Origin of the sequence: Salinisphaera sp. SWV1, assembly GCF_052044155.1 — a bacterium.
Classification (GTDB): Bacteria; Pseudomonadota; Gammaproteobacteria; order Nevskiales; family Salinisphaeraceae; genus Salinisphaera.
This window is the reverse complement of record NZ_JBQDYE010000010.1, coordinates 70,284-84,624: the sequence shown is the minus strand read 5'-3', so window position 1 is coordinate 84,624 and position 14,341 is coordinate 70,284. Positions and strand designations below refer to the sequence as shown.

At 64.6% G+C, this 14,341-nt stretch carries 12 protein-coding genes and 1 pseudogene; 5 read left to right on the top strand and 8 right to left on the bottom strand.

Annotation, left to right across the window (positions count from 1 at the left end; translation table 11 throughout):
• Positions 1 to 408 precede the first annotated feature (408 nt).
• Entirely contained in the window at positions 409 to 1,194 is a 786-nt protein-coding gene (locus ACS8YF_RS07065; RefSeq protein WP_440849514.1) for an SDR family NAD(P)-dependent oxidoreductase, read from the bottom strand.
• Positions 1,195 to 1,229: 35 nt separating this feature from the next.
• Entirely contained in the window at positions 1,230 to 2,447 is a 1,218-nt protein-coding gene (locus ACS8YF_RS07060) for a GGDEF domain-containing protein (RefSeq protein WP_440849513.1), read from the bottom strand.
• A 57-nt stretch (positions 2,448 to 2,504) separates the two neighbouring features.
• Between ACS8YF_RS07060 and thiM the strand changes: the two genes are divergently transcribed.
• The gene (gene thiM / locus ACS8YF_RS07055) at positions 2,505 to 3,329 is read left to right on the top strand and encodes a hydroxyethylthiazole kinase (protein ID WP_440849512.1); all 825 of its coding nucleotides are present in this window, start codon (positions 2,505 to 2,507) and stop codon (positions 3,327 to 3,329) included.
• Positions 3,330 to 3,358: 29 nt separating this feature from the next.
• Here the strand turns inward: thiM and ACS8YF_RS07050 are convergent, their stop codons facing one another.
• From ACS8YF_RS07050 to ACS8YF_RS07030, 5 genes are all read right to left on the bottom strand, one after another.
• Positions 3,359 to 4,507: an AMP-binding enzyme gene (locus ACS8YF_RS07050; RefSeq protein WP_440849511.1), complete on the bottom strand. Its 1,149-nt coding sequence runs from the start codon at positions 4,505 to 4,507 to the stop codon at positions 3,359 to 3,361.
• Positions 4,504 to 5,781, bottom strand: a complete 1,278-nt coding sequence (locus ACS8YF_RS07045) for a diguanylate cyclase (protein ID WP_440849510.1) — start codon at positions 5,779 to 5,781, stop codon at positions 4,504 to 4,506. The genes ACS8YF_RS07050 and ACS8YF_RS07045 overlap by 4 nt, the downstream gene beginning before the upstream one ends.
• Before the next feature lie 16 nt (positions 5,782 to 5,797).
• Complete coding sequence (locus tag ACS8YF_RS07040) at positions 5,798 to 6,166, bottom strand: phosphonate transporter (protein WP_440849509.1); 369 nt, start codon at positions 6,164 to 6,166, stop codon at positions 5,798 to 5,800.
• A gap of 431 nt (positions 6,167 to 6,597) precedes the next feature.
• Positions 6,598 to 7,527: an alkaline phosphatase family protein gene (locus ACS8YF_RS07035; protein WP_440849508.1), complete on the bottom strand. Its 930-nt coding sequence runs from the start codon at positions 7,525 to 7,527 to the stop codon at positions 6,598 to 6,600.
• 106 nt (positions 7,528 to 7,633) lie between these two features.
• Positions 7,634 to 8,746, bottom strand: coding sequence for a lipid A-modifier LpxR family protein (locus tag ACS8YF_RS07030; RefSeq protein WP_440849507.1), 1,113 nt, complete (start codon positions 8,744 to 8,746; stop codon positions 7,634 to 7,636).
• A gap of 364 nt (positions 8,747 to 9,110) precedes the next feature.
• Between ACS8YF_RS07030 and ACS8YF_RS07025 the strand changes: the two genes are divergently transcribed.
• Positions 9,111 to 9,410 carry an ArsR/SmtB family transcription factor gene (locus ACS8YF_RS07025; protein WP_440849540.1) on the top strand — a complete coding sequence of 100 codons (300 nt, stop codon included), beginning with the start codon at positions 9,111 to 9,113 and terminating at the stop codon, positions 9,408 to 9,410.
• Between the two features lie 60 nt (positions 9,411 to 9,470).
• Positions 9,471 to 10,484: a zinc-dependent alcohol dehydrogenase family protein gene (locus ACS8YF_RS07020; RefSeq protein WP_440849506.1), complete on the top strand. Its 1,014-nt coding sequence runs from the start codon at positions 9,471 to 9,473 to the stop codon at positions 10,482 to 10,484.
• Between the two features lie 87 nt (positions 10,485 to 10,571).
• On the opposite strand, the gene ACS8YF_RS07015 is transcribed toward ACS8YF_RS07020, so the two are convergent.
• Entirely contained in the window at positions 10,572 to 11,843 is a 1,272-nt protein-coding gene (locus ACS8YF_RS07015) for an O-acetylhomoserine aminocarboxypropyltransferase/cysteine synthase family protein (RefSeq protein ID WP_440849505.1), read from the bottom strand.
• Positions 11,844 to 12,039: 196 nt separating this feature from the next.
• Between ACS8YF_RS07015 and ACS8YF_RS07010 the strand changes: the two are divergent.
• Both ACS8YF_RS07010 and ACS8YF_RS07005 read left to right on the top strand, forming a co-directional pair.
• Positions 12,040 to 12,818 (top strand): annotated as a pseudogene (locus tag ACS8YF_RS07010) (transposase); the annotation flags it as partial.
• A 156-nt stretch (positions 12,819 to 12,974) separates the two neighbouring features.
• Positions 12,975 to 14,252 carry an MgtC/SapB family protein gene (locus tag ACS8YF_RS07005; RefSeq protein ID WP_440849504.1) on the top strand — a complete coding sequence of 426 codons (1,278 nt, stop codon included), beginning with the start codon at positions 12,975 to 12,977 and terminating at the stop codon, positions 14,250 to 14,252.
• Positions 14,253 to 14,341: the final 89 nt, after the last annotated feature.

The window sequence follows — 14,341 nt, the reverse complement described above, 5'->3', positions numbered from 1 at the left end:
TCCTGGCTAGCGATAAAGTGAAGAATTGAATTCCAGTTCAACGCTGGAATGAAAAATTGAACAGGGATTCATTTCATTGTCAAATCGCACAAATCAGCCGCGCATGAACAGAGGCATGAAGGAGTCGGGTGCCAGGTCAGGTGTCGTGATGTGCGAGTTGTGGAACGCGTGGGGCCAGATCGCGCTTCGTAAGATCAGCAAGATCATCCGATTAACCCCATTGCAAATGGGGATCAAATGGAGTCTCGAGCTACTGTGTCGTGCACGGCACAAGACGCCATACTTATCATGCTATTTGGCTCGAACTCGGACAAAGCCAGACGTACGCGCTCTGAGTCGCGCGCCACGGGATCAGGAGAAAATGGGGCCAGGTTCGTGGGCAGGGGGGGAGTTTTGTGCTCGAGCCCGTCAAGGCTTGAGGGGACTATGCAGGTTTTCAACAATCGCATTGCCGCCATCGACAATGATGGTGGTGCCTGTGATGTAGCTGGCGCTTGCCGACGCGAGAAAGGCGACGGCGGCCGCAACTTCCGCGGGACGGCCTGCTCGTCCGATGGGTGAGCGGTTGCCCGCCAGTATTTCTTCCTCTGTGCTGGAAGCGGTTTCAATCCATCCGGGCGCCACACAATTGGCGGTAATGCCGGATCCGGCAGCTTCGAGCGCAAGGCTTTGGGTCATGCCTGTCATGCCGGCTTTGGCTGCGGCGTAGGACGCTTCGCCCGCGTTGGCCCCTGTAGTGCCCGTGGTGGAGGAGATGTTGATGATTCGCCCATATCCACGTTTCGTCATCCCGGGCAGAACGTCGCGCGTCATCAGAAAGGCCGTTGTCAAATTCCTGTTGAGAGACAACATCCAGTTATCGAGCGTTGTGTTGACGATTTCCGAGAAGGGTTCAGGGCTTCCCAGTTGGGACATCCCGGCATTGTTCACAAGAACGTCAATCCGGCCATGCTGGGCCTCGGCTCCGGCGCAGAGGCGATGGACCTCGGCCTCTACCGTGAGGTCAGCCACAAACCCATGCGCCGAGATTCCCGATTGGTGCAGTTCTTCCACGCGGTCGAAAATGCGTTTGCTTGTGGCGCAGATGAGTATGAGCATCCCGGCCTGCCCCAGTTCGCGGGCGATAGCGAAGCCAATGCCGTCGGCACTGCCCGCACCCGTGATCAGGGCGACCGGTTTGTCGGGAAGGGTCATGGTCGTACCTCGATTTTCAGGGCGTATACCTGGCTTTACACGCCGAGGCTTTGTTCGTCCCGCGGTTTGGCGCCTGTGATCCCAGTATGGGCGGCGCGGTTTCGGCCTTGTCGCTTGGCGGCGTAGAGCGCGGTGTCGGCTGCAGCGAGCAGCGGGGCGATGTCGATGGGTGTATCTGGCGTATCGGCCACCGCCACGCCGAGCGAGATCGTGATACGGACGGTGGTGCCGTCGAGATCGAGTGGCCGCCAGGCGATGCGTTCGCGGATGTATTCGGCGGTCGCGATGGCGACGCTCGAGTCGGCGCCGGGCAGCAGGATGGCGAATTCGTCGCCGCCCATGCGGGCGAGCCGGCCGGCGTTGCCGAGGCTCTCGTCCACGATACGCACCAGCGCCTGCAGTAGCAGGTCGCCGCTGTGGTGGCCGAGGCTGTCGTTGATCTCCTTGAAGCGATCGACATCGAATACGATCAGCGCCAGCGGCGCATGCGCGGCATCCAGCCAGGCGAGAAACCGCCGTCGATTGCCGGTGCCGGTGAGCGGGTCGGTTTCGGCCATCCGCGTCAGGGAGCGGTTGATGGCGTCCTTTTCCTGATTTGCCTGTTCCAGCCGTGCCTGGCGGGACGCGAGCATCGCGTGCGATTCGAGCTGGTCGCGCAATGCGCGATGGTAACCGCGCCAGACATCCGTACGCAGGCCGAGCCAGAAGGTGATGACGCCGCCGATCAGCGCGACGGCAAGGCCCAGGTTCCACGCCACGGCCACGAGCGTGAGCGACGCCGTGGCCACCAGGCGGGCATACAGAATGCCGGGGATCGCGGCATAGGGCCCCATGATCGTGCCGAGCACGACCATCACCAGCAGTACGCCGGCGGCCTCGCCCGGCAGATGGGGCAGCAACAGCAGCGGGCCGGCGCCCCAGACGAGCCCGTAGACGAAGCTGATCGCAATGAAGCAGAGGGCTTTGCGTTCGGGGGCCTCGTCGAACCGGGCTTGGGCGCGCAGCCGGGCGGCATAGGCGCGCGGAAGACAGCCGCCGGCCGCGGTCAGTACCAGCCAGGCGACATGGGCCGGCGTCGGTGTTTTCGCTATGATGAAGGTGCCGATGACCAGCAGTGTCGTGAGGTTGCCCACCAGGCTGCGCATGCGGATGCCGGCGCAGAAGACCTCCAACAGGCGGGCACGGATGCGCTCGCTGGCACCGCTCCAGCCGACCACGACGTCGATCCCCCTGGCATTGACTGGATACGGCATGCGTGCCCTCCTCACGCAAGACCCGATGCGACACGACACCCCGACGCGAATACGCCGATGAACGCCACGAACGCCAACGATATTGCTGCCCGGTATGCCCGTGTTACAGCCGCGCTGAAGCAGGCTGCGCCGCTTGTTCACAATATCACGAACCTGGTGGTGCAGAACGACGCGGCCGATGCCATCGCCGCCGTGGGCGGGGTGCAGATGACATTGCATGCGCCGGCCGAGGCGGCCGAGATCGCGGCGGTGGCGGACGCGCTGACCGTCAACGTCGGCACGCCGGACCCGGCCTGGCTCGAAGCCGCCGATACCGCCGTACGCACGGTCATGGGGCGTGGCCGGCCGTGGGTGCTCGACCCGGTGGCCGTGGGGTTTTCCGACTACCGGACCGAGGCCATCCACAAGCTGCTGGCCCAGGGTCCGACCGTGATCAAGTCCAATGCCAGCGAAACGCTGGCGCTGGCGCGCACCGGCACGAGCGGGCGCGCCGGGGACAGCCGGCATGCCGTGGATGACGCGATCGATGCGGCGCGGCGGATCGCACGGCAGTACGGCTGCGTGGTGGCCGTGACCGGCGAGCGCGATCTGATCACCGACGGTGCCCGGACCGTTCGTCTGCATAACGGCCATCCCATGATGGGCCGCATGATCGGGTCGGGCTGCATGCTGTCGTCGGTGCTGGCCTGTTTTCTGGCCGTGGCGGATGACCCGTTCGAGGCCGCGCTGGCGGGCCTGGTGCATTTCGCGGTGGCCGGAGAGCTAGCGGCTGCCCGGGCCGGCGGTCCCGGCACGCTCAAGCCGTTGTTGATCGACGCGCTATACAACCTGGATGCAGTGGACGTATCGGCGCGCTTGAAGGTGAGCGAATTGACGCCGTGAGCGGTCTTGGCGCCTATTCCGACAGGCTGTCAATCCCAGTCCGCGGGCTTTCCCATCGGGTTGTGCGGCAGAGCGGGGCCGAAGCGAAAGCGCGTGGGGCGTTCGGCGGGCGGCAGCTGGCTGGCCACGAACGGGCGCAGACGGTGTTCGAGGTCCGCTTCGTCTTTGTCGCCGACCGGGACGATGAACGCCTTCAGGCGGCCGTTGTCGCCCAGCCGCACCGCCGCCTCGGCCACGCCGTCGCATGCGGTGAGCACGGCGGCGATACGGTCGGGATAGACGTTTACCCCGCCGACCTGCACCGCATGGTCCCGGCGGCCCATGAGCTCGATTTGACGCGCGCCGCGCGGCCGGACGTGGTCGGGCAGACGCGCGGGCTGGCCGGTGCGATCGATGAGCGTCGATGGCGCATGGGGCGCGAGCCGCCAGCGCGGTAGCAGGGTGTATTCGATGCCGGGGATCTCGCGCAGCCCGATCGCGCTGGTTTCCGAGCTGCCATAGACATCGACCAGCCGCGCCAGGCCGGTGGCGAGCACGGCCTCGCCGAGTGCGTTGGCAAGCGGCCCGCCGGAACTGATACCGGTGACATGCTCCGGCCACTGTGGGCGCAGGCGTGCCAGCGCCGCCCAGTGGTCGGGAACGCCCACCACCAGATCGCCCGCTCGCGGCGCCGGCATGCCGGGCACGGTGCCATCGATAACCGGCACATCGAGCACGGCCGGCAGCAGGGCGGTCCACACGAGCCCGTAGAGATGGGTCGCCGGGACCAGTGCGATCACCCGTCGCGTGCCGGCAAACCGGCGGGCGAACTCGCGGGTTTCTTCGAGCAGATCGGCCGTGGCATGCGAATGGCGCTGCGGCACGCCGGTCGAGCCGGAGGTATGGACCGTCAATCGTTGAATCCGCTGGGCCGCGATGCCGTCGGCCCATTCGGCCACCGTGGCGGTGGTCTCCGGGGCGAAGGCGATATCGTCCAGCGTGAAAATTTCGCTGAGCGCGGCGGCCACGCCCATTCGTTCCAGAGAATCCAGGGCCAGCGGGGTGGCCGTCTCATGCGGGGCATAGGCTTCGGCCGCGCGCTGGCCGATGTCTTCGTCGCGCAGGCGGTGGAGTTCGCCGGCGATCACGGCGGCGGTGAGTCGGCGGATGGCTGCCCGCGGCAGGTCGGCCCGGGTCACGCCGACGCCGGGGCCACCCGATTGCGCCCGGCGTTTTTCGCCTCGTACAGACGGCGATCCGCGATTACGATCAGATCGTCGGTGGAGCCGTCGGTTTCGCGCATTTCCGCGCAGCCCAGACTGGCGGTGACGTGGAGCCGGTTACCAGGCACCGCGATCTGGAGTTCGGCGATTTCGCGACGCAGCGTTTCGGCCAGCTCGATTGTGGCACTCAACGGGTATTCGGGCGCCAGCAGGGCGAATTCTTCTCCGCCCAGCCGCGCGAAGACCGCCCCCGCCGGCGCGCAGTCGGCGCCGATTTGTGCCACCTGTTTGAGCACGGTGTCCCCGGCCGGGTGGCCGTGCATATCGTTCAGCGCCTTGAAATCGTCCAGGTCGAGGATGATCAGAGATAACGGCTGTCGGCGCGTCAGGCATCGCGTGTGCTCGAGCTTCAACACCTTCTGGAACTGCATCCGGTTGATCGCGCCGGTCAGATAATCCCGCGTCAAGAGCTCGATCAGGTCGTTGGTTTTTTTGGCCGGTTCGGGCACGTCCCGCAGCACCATCGAGAAGCTGCGATCCTCGTCGTCGTCTTGTTCGGCGCGCGCCACCAGCAGGCGCTGGCACCAGTAGCGTTCGCCATTGGCCCGCTTCTCCCACCCTTCGAACAGATGCCAGCCATCGCGACTGGCAAGCGAAAGTTGGTCGGCTATGTAGAACGGGATCTGTGCTTCGTCGCCGGTTTCGGACAGAAACGTATCCACGCATTGGCCGATGACTTGTTCGGCGGCATAGCCGGTCTGCCGGACGAAGGAGGGGTTGGCCGAAAGCACCCTGCCGTCGCCCGTGACCGTCAGTAGCGCATGATCGTTGACCTCGTCGATCAAGGCAGCGAACCAGGTATCGGCCTGACGCATCCGATGTTCCTGGGCCACCTGTTCGCTGATGTCGCTCAAGGTCGCGATCAACTGGTTCGGGCCGCGCTTGACCAGGGAGCAGGCCAGAACCGTGGCGCGCCCGTCGCGGCTCTTCTGGCCCAGATCCACGACGATCCGGTGTCCGTCGCAGATGGTGCCGTGGGGCTCGGCGAAACCATCGGCAAAGTTACGCAGCTCCGGCGCGTATTTTTCCGTTGCGGCGAAGAAGTTATCGACGCCCTGCGCGCCGGCCAGCGGCAGCAGATGCTTCATCGCATGCGGATTCATCAACCCGATCTCGCCGCGGTCATCGAGCTCGATCAGCCCGAACGGGCATGCATACATGAAGCTTAGAAGATCATCTTCAGCTGCCATGGCTCCCGGCCTCCGATCAGCGCTCGACGAGAATATAGCGTCGCACTGCATCGTGGGCCTGCAGCAGCCGCAGCCGGACGCGGGTGGGGCGCATGCGCAGCGTCAACACGAACGGCACGATCTCATCGAGGTCGGCCTCCTCCTCGAAACGCTGGGCAACCAGGAAATTGTTCATGCACTGGCCGATGGTGGAAAAAAACGGCACACCCAGAACATGAGCGGGGTCGACACCGGACATGCGAGCCTCGGCGGCATTGTAGACATCGGCGCAGGTATCCGGGCGAAGGCCGATTACGCCGAAATCGAGCGCATCGCGGTCCTGCGGCGCCATGCTTTCAAGATCGATCAGCCGGACGGTTTCGAATGTCGGCTTCGTGTCGCGCATGTAGGCGCCTCCATGGAATCAGAATGCGGGAACAACCCGTTTAAGTGGCCATCGGGTTCTTGGTTTGTTATGTCGCGCTGCACTTGGCCAGATGGGTGGCGGCCCAGAAGGCATGATGATCCGGCCTGTCGTGCGTCAAAGACTTGGGATGAAGATATGGGATAACCCGAAAGCGCACAACCGAATGGTGATCCGCGAAAATGGCGTGTTCGACGTGCCGGGCCGGACGTACGCGGTCAGGTCGTGTGATACACGCGCCGTCGGGGTTCGGCAAACTGCTCGGGAGGGCCTGGCCCGTTGGGCCCATGCCACCCGGCGACACACGCCCCACCCCAGAGCCGGGCACGACGATCGCTCGAAATCCATGACGTGAACTGACGTTGCAGGACACGGGCAGGGCCCGAGCCGGCGGGCTCACCCCCGCGCGGTGGTCATGACGATGCGCTGCCGCCGGGCGATTGCCAGGGGCCGGTGATCGGTACGGCCTGCGCACTCCGCCCCAGTAGCGGGAGGCCATACATCGCTTCCAGTGTACGCAGCATGCTGTAGTGGTTGACCGGACGCTTGACCTGTCCCTGGCGTACATGTGCGCCGGCGATGATGACCGGAATATGGTTGTGATGAAGATCGTTGTCCTCGTCCCAGGTCAGGATCAGCAGGCTGTTGTGATCCCGTGCCCACTGGACGTAGCCGCCCAGATGGCGCTTCAGCCAGCGGTCGCCCTGGGCGATACTGGCGCTGTGCATGTCGTGGTCGAGGTCGGGGATGACGAACGACACCGTGGGCAGCTTGTTGAAGTCGGAAGGAAAATCCCGAAACGGCCGGTTCTGGTCGGCGTCTACGTTGACCCCCTGCCAGTTGACGGCCGGGTTGTGTTTGCGTGCATAAAGCCCGTGGCGGCAGCCGGTGTAGCCCGGCTTCGGCATGGACTGGGCATAGGTGGCGAAGCTCAACCCCGCATCGCGCAGGGTGCTGGCCAGATTGCGGCTGGTGAACCGGTGCGGACAGCTGTCCAGCAGCACGCCCTGGGTGGTGCCAGAGAACAGTGCGAGGTAATTGGGCTCGCTCGGATGAGTGACGCCGTAGGCATGGGTGAGCGTGGCGCCGGAGGCGGCGAGCCGATTCAGGAACGGCGCCTGGGGATTATCCAGAATCTGGGAATAAGCCTTGTTCTCCTCGATCACGATCACGACATGGGCCGGTCGCGGCAGCCTCCCCTGCGGCAGTCGCGTATGCGCCTGCGAGCTGCCGAACGCCGGCGGCACGCTGCTGGCGAACATGCAACCTGCCAGGCTGGCGGTCAGTGCGCTTATCAGCGCGAGCCGGCGCAGCCGGCGGCCGGGGTGCTGCCGCGGTTTCATGTCGGCCCCGCGTTGCCGCCGCGGCGGCGCATTGAATCGAGTCGATACACGTGCATTGATTGCCCTCTTTTTGTCATGGTGCGAGATGAGCCGCCGTCGCGCCAACTCAGTTGAAACGGTAATCGAACCAGACGGCGCCGAAGTTGTTGTGGGCATCGCTGGCGGGCGGCAGGTTGCCCGTATCCACCGTATTGGTTGTCATCCACATATCGAAATGTACGCCCCAGCGCGGGCGCACATAGTTGACGCCCGCGATCAACTGGCCCACGAACGGCTTCATGTGCAGCGTGTTCTGTCGGGTCCAGGCATTATCGCTGCGAATGAGATTGCCCTGGCGTTCCATCGAGCGCCCCACGCCGGTGCCGCGCACGGCGACGGTGGCATAAAAATAGCCACGATCCGTCGGCGTCTGGGTGGCATCGTAGTTGACACCGCGCCCGAGCGGGTCGGGCAGGGTGGCGAAACCGGGCGGCAATTGCCCGATGCGGGCGATCAGTCCGGTCTGGCCGTAGGTGAAATAATTACCGAGCGCGGCATCCAGGCTCGATGCGATATCGAAATGCGGCGTACGCCAGAGCTTGTGCTGGAATGTGTAGTACAGGTTGACCACCGGCTCGTTGTCGAGCTGGTTGTTCCAGCCGTGCGGCGGCGTGCTCATGATGCTGTGGATGGCGGTTTGCACCTGCTTGCCCCCGGCCAATGGCCCGACCAGCCCGAGCATCAGCTCCGCCCCGTACAGGTTGCGATCGTTGAACGCGATGAAGGTGTTGCCCCAGCCGAGCAGGCCCATGTACGGAAAGTCGTTGGTGATCAGCCGGTGCGTGCCGAGATGGGTGGGGGTGTCCTGGACTTGCCAGAACGTCCAGCTCTCGCGATAGCCCAGCTGCGGGCCTGTCGGCAGCACCCACCGCGCCAGCGACTTGCCAAAGGCCGGGGTGCCATGGGTCTGGCTCAGCCGACGCGCGACGGCCGAATGCATGCTCACGCCGCCGCCGCCCGTGTACTGGTTATCGGAAAGAAACAGCTTGTCGTCCTGGAACGCGAAGGTCCAGGTGACCGGACCGTGCGGGCGCTGGGCCAATGCCAGAGGGCTCAGGCCGAGAAGCGGGGGCAGCCCGAACAACAGCCAGCGCAGCGTGCGGCGCATGCGCCGGTGCGCGCTGGCAACGCACCGCTGCCAGCCTTGTCTTGACGGGTTGCAACATGCACTGCTGCTCATGAGTGTATTCTACACAGAAATTTCCGCGTGCTGCCAGCCCGGCTCGGACTCGAAAACGCGCTCGACCGGAGCCCGGGCCGGCGGTCGCGGGCCGGCATCGATCGCAGTGGCCGGCGCGGCGCCGCGATCGGCCATCGCCAAGAAGAGGCCGGCCACGATACAGCGCGCACCCGCAGGCAGTGTGCGTGATCCCGGTGCCCGGCCATGTCGGTTCAGACCGTGGATTTGTAACGATTGTCGCGGCCGGGCGAGGCGCGGTGATGGGGCCTATGCGGAAATACGGCGAATGTCCGCAACGCCGCAGGGCGCGGCACGGGTGTTGCCTGCGGCGACAGCCTGGCCGCAAACCGTTATCGTGGACCTGATGATGGTGGATCAACTCAAGGCATTGGCCAGCGAGACGAGGCTGCAGATCATGGGTTGGCTCCGGGCGCCGGAAGCGCATTTCCCGGCTCAGGCTCATGGCGACCCGGTCGGCGTTGGCGTCTGCGTCAGTCATATTCAGCAAAAGGCGGGGCTGTCGCCCTCCACGGCCTCGACCCATCTGGCGATTCTGCAGCGTGCTGAACTCGTGTGCGCCACGCGTATCGGCAAATGGACTTATTACCGCCGGAATGAGGCCGCGATCACGACGCTGCTGGACGACATGACCCGCGTCGTCTGATATCTTTGCGGTCAAATATTTCGTTAATTCGCGAAATAACGAATCGAAAAGGAGTCGGATATGTCGAATCAAGCGATTGTCGTCGGTGCGGGCAGTGGTTACGACCGGGTGCGTCGTGAGCAGCGCGATGCGCCGGCCCCGGGGCCCGGTGAGATCACCGTTCGGCTCAAGGCGAACTCACTGAATTTCCACGACTATGCCGTAGTGACCGGCCTGTGGGGCGGCGTGCCGGAAGACCGGATTCCCATGGCCGATGGCGCCGGCGACGTGGAAGCCGTCGGCGCAGGCGTGACCGAGTTCGCCGTGGGCGACTCTGTGGTGAGCACTTTTTTCCCGACGTGGCTGGACGGCGAGGCCGAGGTCGAAGGCTTCGATACGGTGCCCGGAGACGGCATCGACGGTTACGCCCGCGAGCGTGTGACCCGGTCGGCCAACGCATTCACGCATGCCCCGGCCAACTACACGGCAGCCGAAGCCGCGACCCTGACCACCGCCGGCCTGACCGCCTGGCGGGCTTTGATGGAAGACGGGGCGCTGCAGCCGGGCGAGACCGTGCTTGTTCAGGGTACCGGCGGGGTTTCGATCTTTGCGCTCCAGTTCGCCAAGCGCTGCGGCGCCACCGTGATCGCGACCTCCTCGCGCAACGACAAGCTGGAGCGTCTGCGGGACCTGGGCGCCGATCATCTGATCAATTACAAGGAAGACGGCAACTGGGGCCAGACCGCACGCGCGCTCAGCGGCGGTCGCGGGGTCGATCATGTGATCGAAGTCGGCGGGCCCGCCACGCTGGAGCAATCGATGAACGCCGTTCGCGTCGGCGGCCATATTGCCGTCATCGGCGTGCTGACCGGCGTGGCCGGCGAAGTCTCGCTCATGCCGATGCTGGCCAAGCAGATTCGTCTTCAGGGCGTGCTGGTCGGCAACCGGCGTCAACAGCAGGATATGGTCCGGGCGATCGAGGCCAACGATATTCATCCGGTCATCGACCAGCGGTTCCCGCTGAATGAACTGGCCGATGCGTTCCGCTATCAGGAAACCAACCAGCACTTCGGCAAGATCTGCCTCGACATCTGAATACGGCGGCCGGCGGCCCCTCGGATATCGACGGCCCCGCCGCGAGGCGGGGCCGGTGGTCGGGCGCCGCGGCCGCGGCGCCCGTCGTCAGGCGGCGACCGCGAGCGCCTGCGCCAGATCGGCGATCAGATCGTCGATATGTTCGATGCCGACGGACAGCCGCACCATGTCGGGGGTGACGCCCGCGCTTTCGAGTTCGGCTTCATTGAGCTGGCTGTGGGTGGTGGCCGCGGGCATGGCCGCACAGCTCTTGGCATCGCCGATATTCACCAGCCGGATGAACAACTCGAGCGCGTTGTAGAACCGTACGCCGGCATCCAGCCCGCCCTCGATACCGAAGGAGAGAATGCCCGAGGCCCGGCCGTTCATGTAGCGCTGTGCAAGGGCGTGGTCGCGATGGCCGGGCAGGCCGGCGTAGTTGACCCAGGTGATGCGGTCGTGGGCTTCCAGGTATTCGGCGATGCGCTGGGTGTTGTCGCAGACGCGCTCCATGCGCAGGGCCAGCGTTTCCAGCCCCTGCAGAAACATCCAGGCGTTGAACGGGCTCATCGCACCGCCCATGTTGCGCAGCGGCACCACCCGTGCGCGGGTGATGAAGGCAGCCTCGCCGGCATCCCTGGCGTAGTTGATGCCGTGATAGGACGGATCCGGCGTGGTCAGCAGCGGGAAGCGCTCGGCGTGTTCCAGCCAGGGGAAGCGTCCGGAGTCGACGATGAGCCCGCCGATGGTCGTGCCGTGGCCGCCGATGTATTTGGTGGCCGAATGCACGACGATATCCGCGCCGTGTTCGATGGGGCGCAGCAGCGTGGGCGAGGGGACCGTGTTGTCGACGATCAGCGGCACGCCGTGGGCATGGGCGATTTCGGCCAGACGAGCCACATCGGCGATGTTGCCGGAGGGGTTGCCGATCGACTCGCAGTAGATGGCCTTGGTGCGGTCGTCGATGAGCGCGGCCATGGCGTCGAGATCGTCCTTGTCGGCGAAGCGCACGCTCATGCCCTGGCGCGGCAGGGTGTGCGCGAACAGGTTGTAGGTGCCGCCGTAGAGCTCGCTGATTGAGACGATGTTGTCGCCGGCTTCGGCAATGGTCTGGATCGCTGCCGTGATCGCGGCCATCCCGGAGGCCATGGCCAGCGCGCCGACGCCGCCTTCCAGCGCGTTGATGCGCTGTTCGAGCACGCCGCAGGTCGGGTTCATGATGCGGCTGTAGATGTTGCCGGGCACTTTCAGATCGAACAGATCGGCGGCGTGCTGGGCATCGTCGAATGCGTAGGACGTGGTCTGATGCAGCGGCACGGCCACGGCATGTTGTTCGTCCGGCGTGTACCCGCCGTGCAGGGCGATGGTTTCGGGTTTCATGCGAAGGCTCCCTCGGTTTCGTGAATCGCGGCGCCCGGCGTTGTCTCTTGCGCTATCAAGCGGTGGCCGAGCCATTTGAGTTTAGGGCAGCGACGCGGTTTGCGGATATGGCCAGCGGGGGCGGAGTATGGGGCGAGGTATTATGGTGTGTATTGTGAGGCTACGCTGAGTGCCGCATCCGAGTCGGACCGCGCTTATGGCTCGTCCCTTGCGCCTTGAATTTCCTGGCGCCCTGTATGACGTGACCGCTCGGGGATCGCCGCAACGATATCCACGAAGACGACGAGGGCCGCTACGCGTTCCTGGGCGTGCTGGCGGGCGTGGTCGAGCGTTTCAACTGGCTGGTGCATGCTTATTGTCTTATGAGCAACCACTACCACCTGTTGGTCGAGACGCCGGATGGCAACCTGCCGAGGGGATGCGTCAGCTCAACGGAGTTTATACGCAGTACAGCAACCGCCGACACGGTCGTACGGGCCATGTGTTCCAGGGGCGGTACAAGGCGATTTGCGTATAGAAGCAACCGTGTCTGCTGCAGGTGGCGCGCTATATCGTGCTCAACCCGGTTCGCGCTCATAGGGTACGAAGCGCCGGGGATTGGCCGTGGAGCAGCTATCGGGCGACCGCCGGGCGCAGCGATACGCCGTCCTGGTGGACCACTGACTGCATCCTGTCGGCATTCGCCTGGGGCCGTACGGAGGCCGTGTACAAGTATCGGCGGTTCGTGAGCGCCGGACGCGGTCAGCCGGGCCCCCGGCAATCCCTGGCGAACCCGGTGTTGCTGGGCGATGCGCATTTCGTGGATGAAATGCAAGCCCGCCTGCAGCAACAGAATCGAAGCCTTGCCGAGATACCACGCCATCAAAGACCGGCGCGGGCGCGACCGATCGCCGATTCCGTCCGCGAACAGCGGTCGCGCGCGGTTATAGCATGAGCGAAATCGGTGCGTGCTTCGGGATGCATTATTCGACGATAATGCCGGATCATCAAGGCGCAGGAAACAGGCGCGGATGTCGAGCCGGCGGCACCGGCTTCCCGAGCCGCCGATCGCCCGGTGCGATGACGGCGGGTTTGTCCGGATCGGCGCTGCCTCTCTGTCCGGTTTTTCGACGCGGGACCAGGGTTTGAGCCATGAACGTCACGACCCAATTTCTGGCGACGAACCAGACCACGCTGAAACTGGCGGTCGCGCTGTTGCTGGGGGCGATCATCGGGCTGGAGCGAGGCTGGGACGCCCGTAAACAGAAGTCCGGTGAACGCATTGCGGGCATTCGTACCTTTGCCCTGATCGGTCTGCTGGGCGGTGTTGCAGCCTTGTTGACCGCGAAGGTCTCGCCTTGGGCCTTTCCCGTACTGCTCGTCAGTGTCGTGGCGATTGCCCTGGTGGCATTCAGTGAGCGGCTGGCCCATGTTCAGAACTTCAGCATCACCAGTATCGTCGGGATATTGCTGACCTTCTGTTACGGCGCGGTCGCAGTGGCGGTCAACCCCGCCATAGCTGCCGGGGGCGCAGTCGTCACGGCCATCATTCTGGATAACAAGCGGGAAATACACGGGCTCGTGGAGCGCCTCAAATCCTACGAGCTGGATGCTGCCCTGAAGCTTTTGTTGATTTCGGTGGTGATGCTGCCGCTGCTGCCGGACATCGGCATGGGGCCGGGCGGCGTGCTGAACCCGTACCAGATCTGGTGGATGGTGGTCCTGATCGCCGCCATCTCCTTTGTCGGCTATTTCGCGATCCGCGTGGCCGGGGTGAGAAAAGGCATCCTGTTCACCAGTCTGTTTGCGGGGCTGAGTTCTTCCACCGCGCTCACGCTGCATTTTGCCCGCCAGTCCAAACGCGCCCCGGAACTGAGCCCGCAGTTCGCGACCGGCATCCTGATCGCCTGCGGCACGATGTTCATTCGCATCCTGATTTATTGTGCCCTGATCAACCACACGTTGTTGTCGCGACTGGCATGGCCCGTCGCCGTGATGACGGCGATGCTTTACCTCCCGGCGGTGGTCATATGGAAGCGAAACGCGGCGCGTCTGGATATCAGCCGCCCCAGGCTCAATCAGAACCCGCTGGATCTCAAGTCAGCCTTGCTGTTCGGACTGTTGCTCACCGGAATACTGGCACTGGGCGAGTTCGCCCAGGCGTGGCTGGGCAATGCCGGCGTATATGCCCTGGCCGCGACGTCGGGGATCGCCGATGTGGATGCGATCACGCTGTCGTTGACACGCATGTCGCAGCAATCGATCACCATTCAAACCGCCGTGGTGGGTATCGTGATTGCAGCCGCGACCAACAATCTGGTCAAGGCCGGTATCACGGCAGCGATCGGCCGGAAAAGTCTCGCACTGCTCGTGGCCGGCCCCATGCTGTTGTCCCTGGTCGCCGGGTTGGGCGTCGCGTGGTTGCAGTGAGGGCGCGACGGCCGGGGCGCGGCACCGCCTGCCTGGCAGGTCGCCGCGGTTGATGCAAAAAATGTCTCGTCCTTGACGCGCGAGCCGGC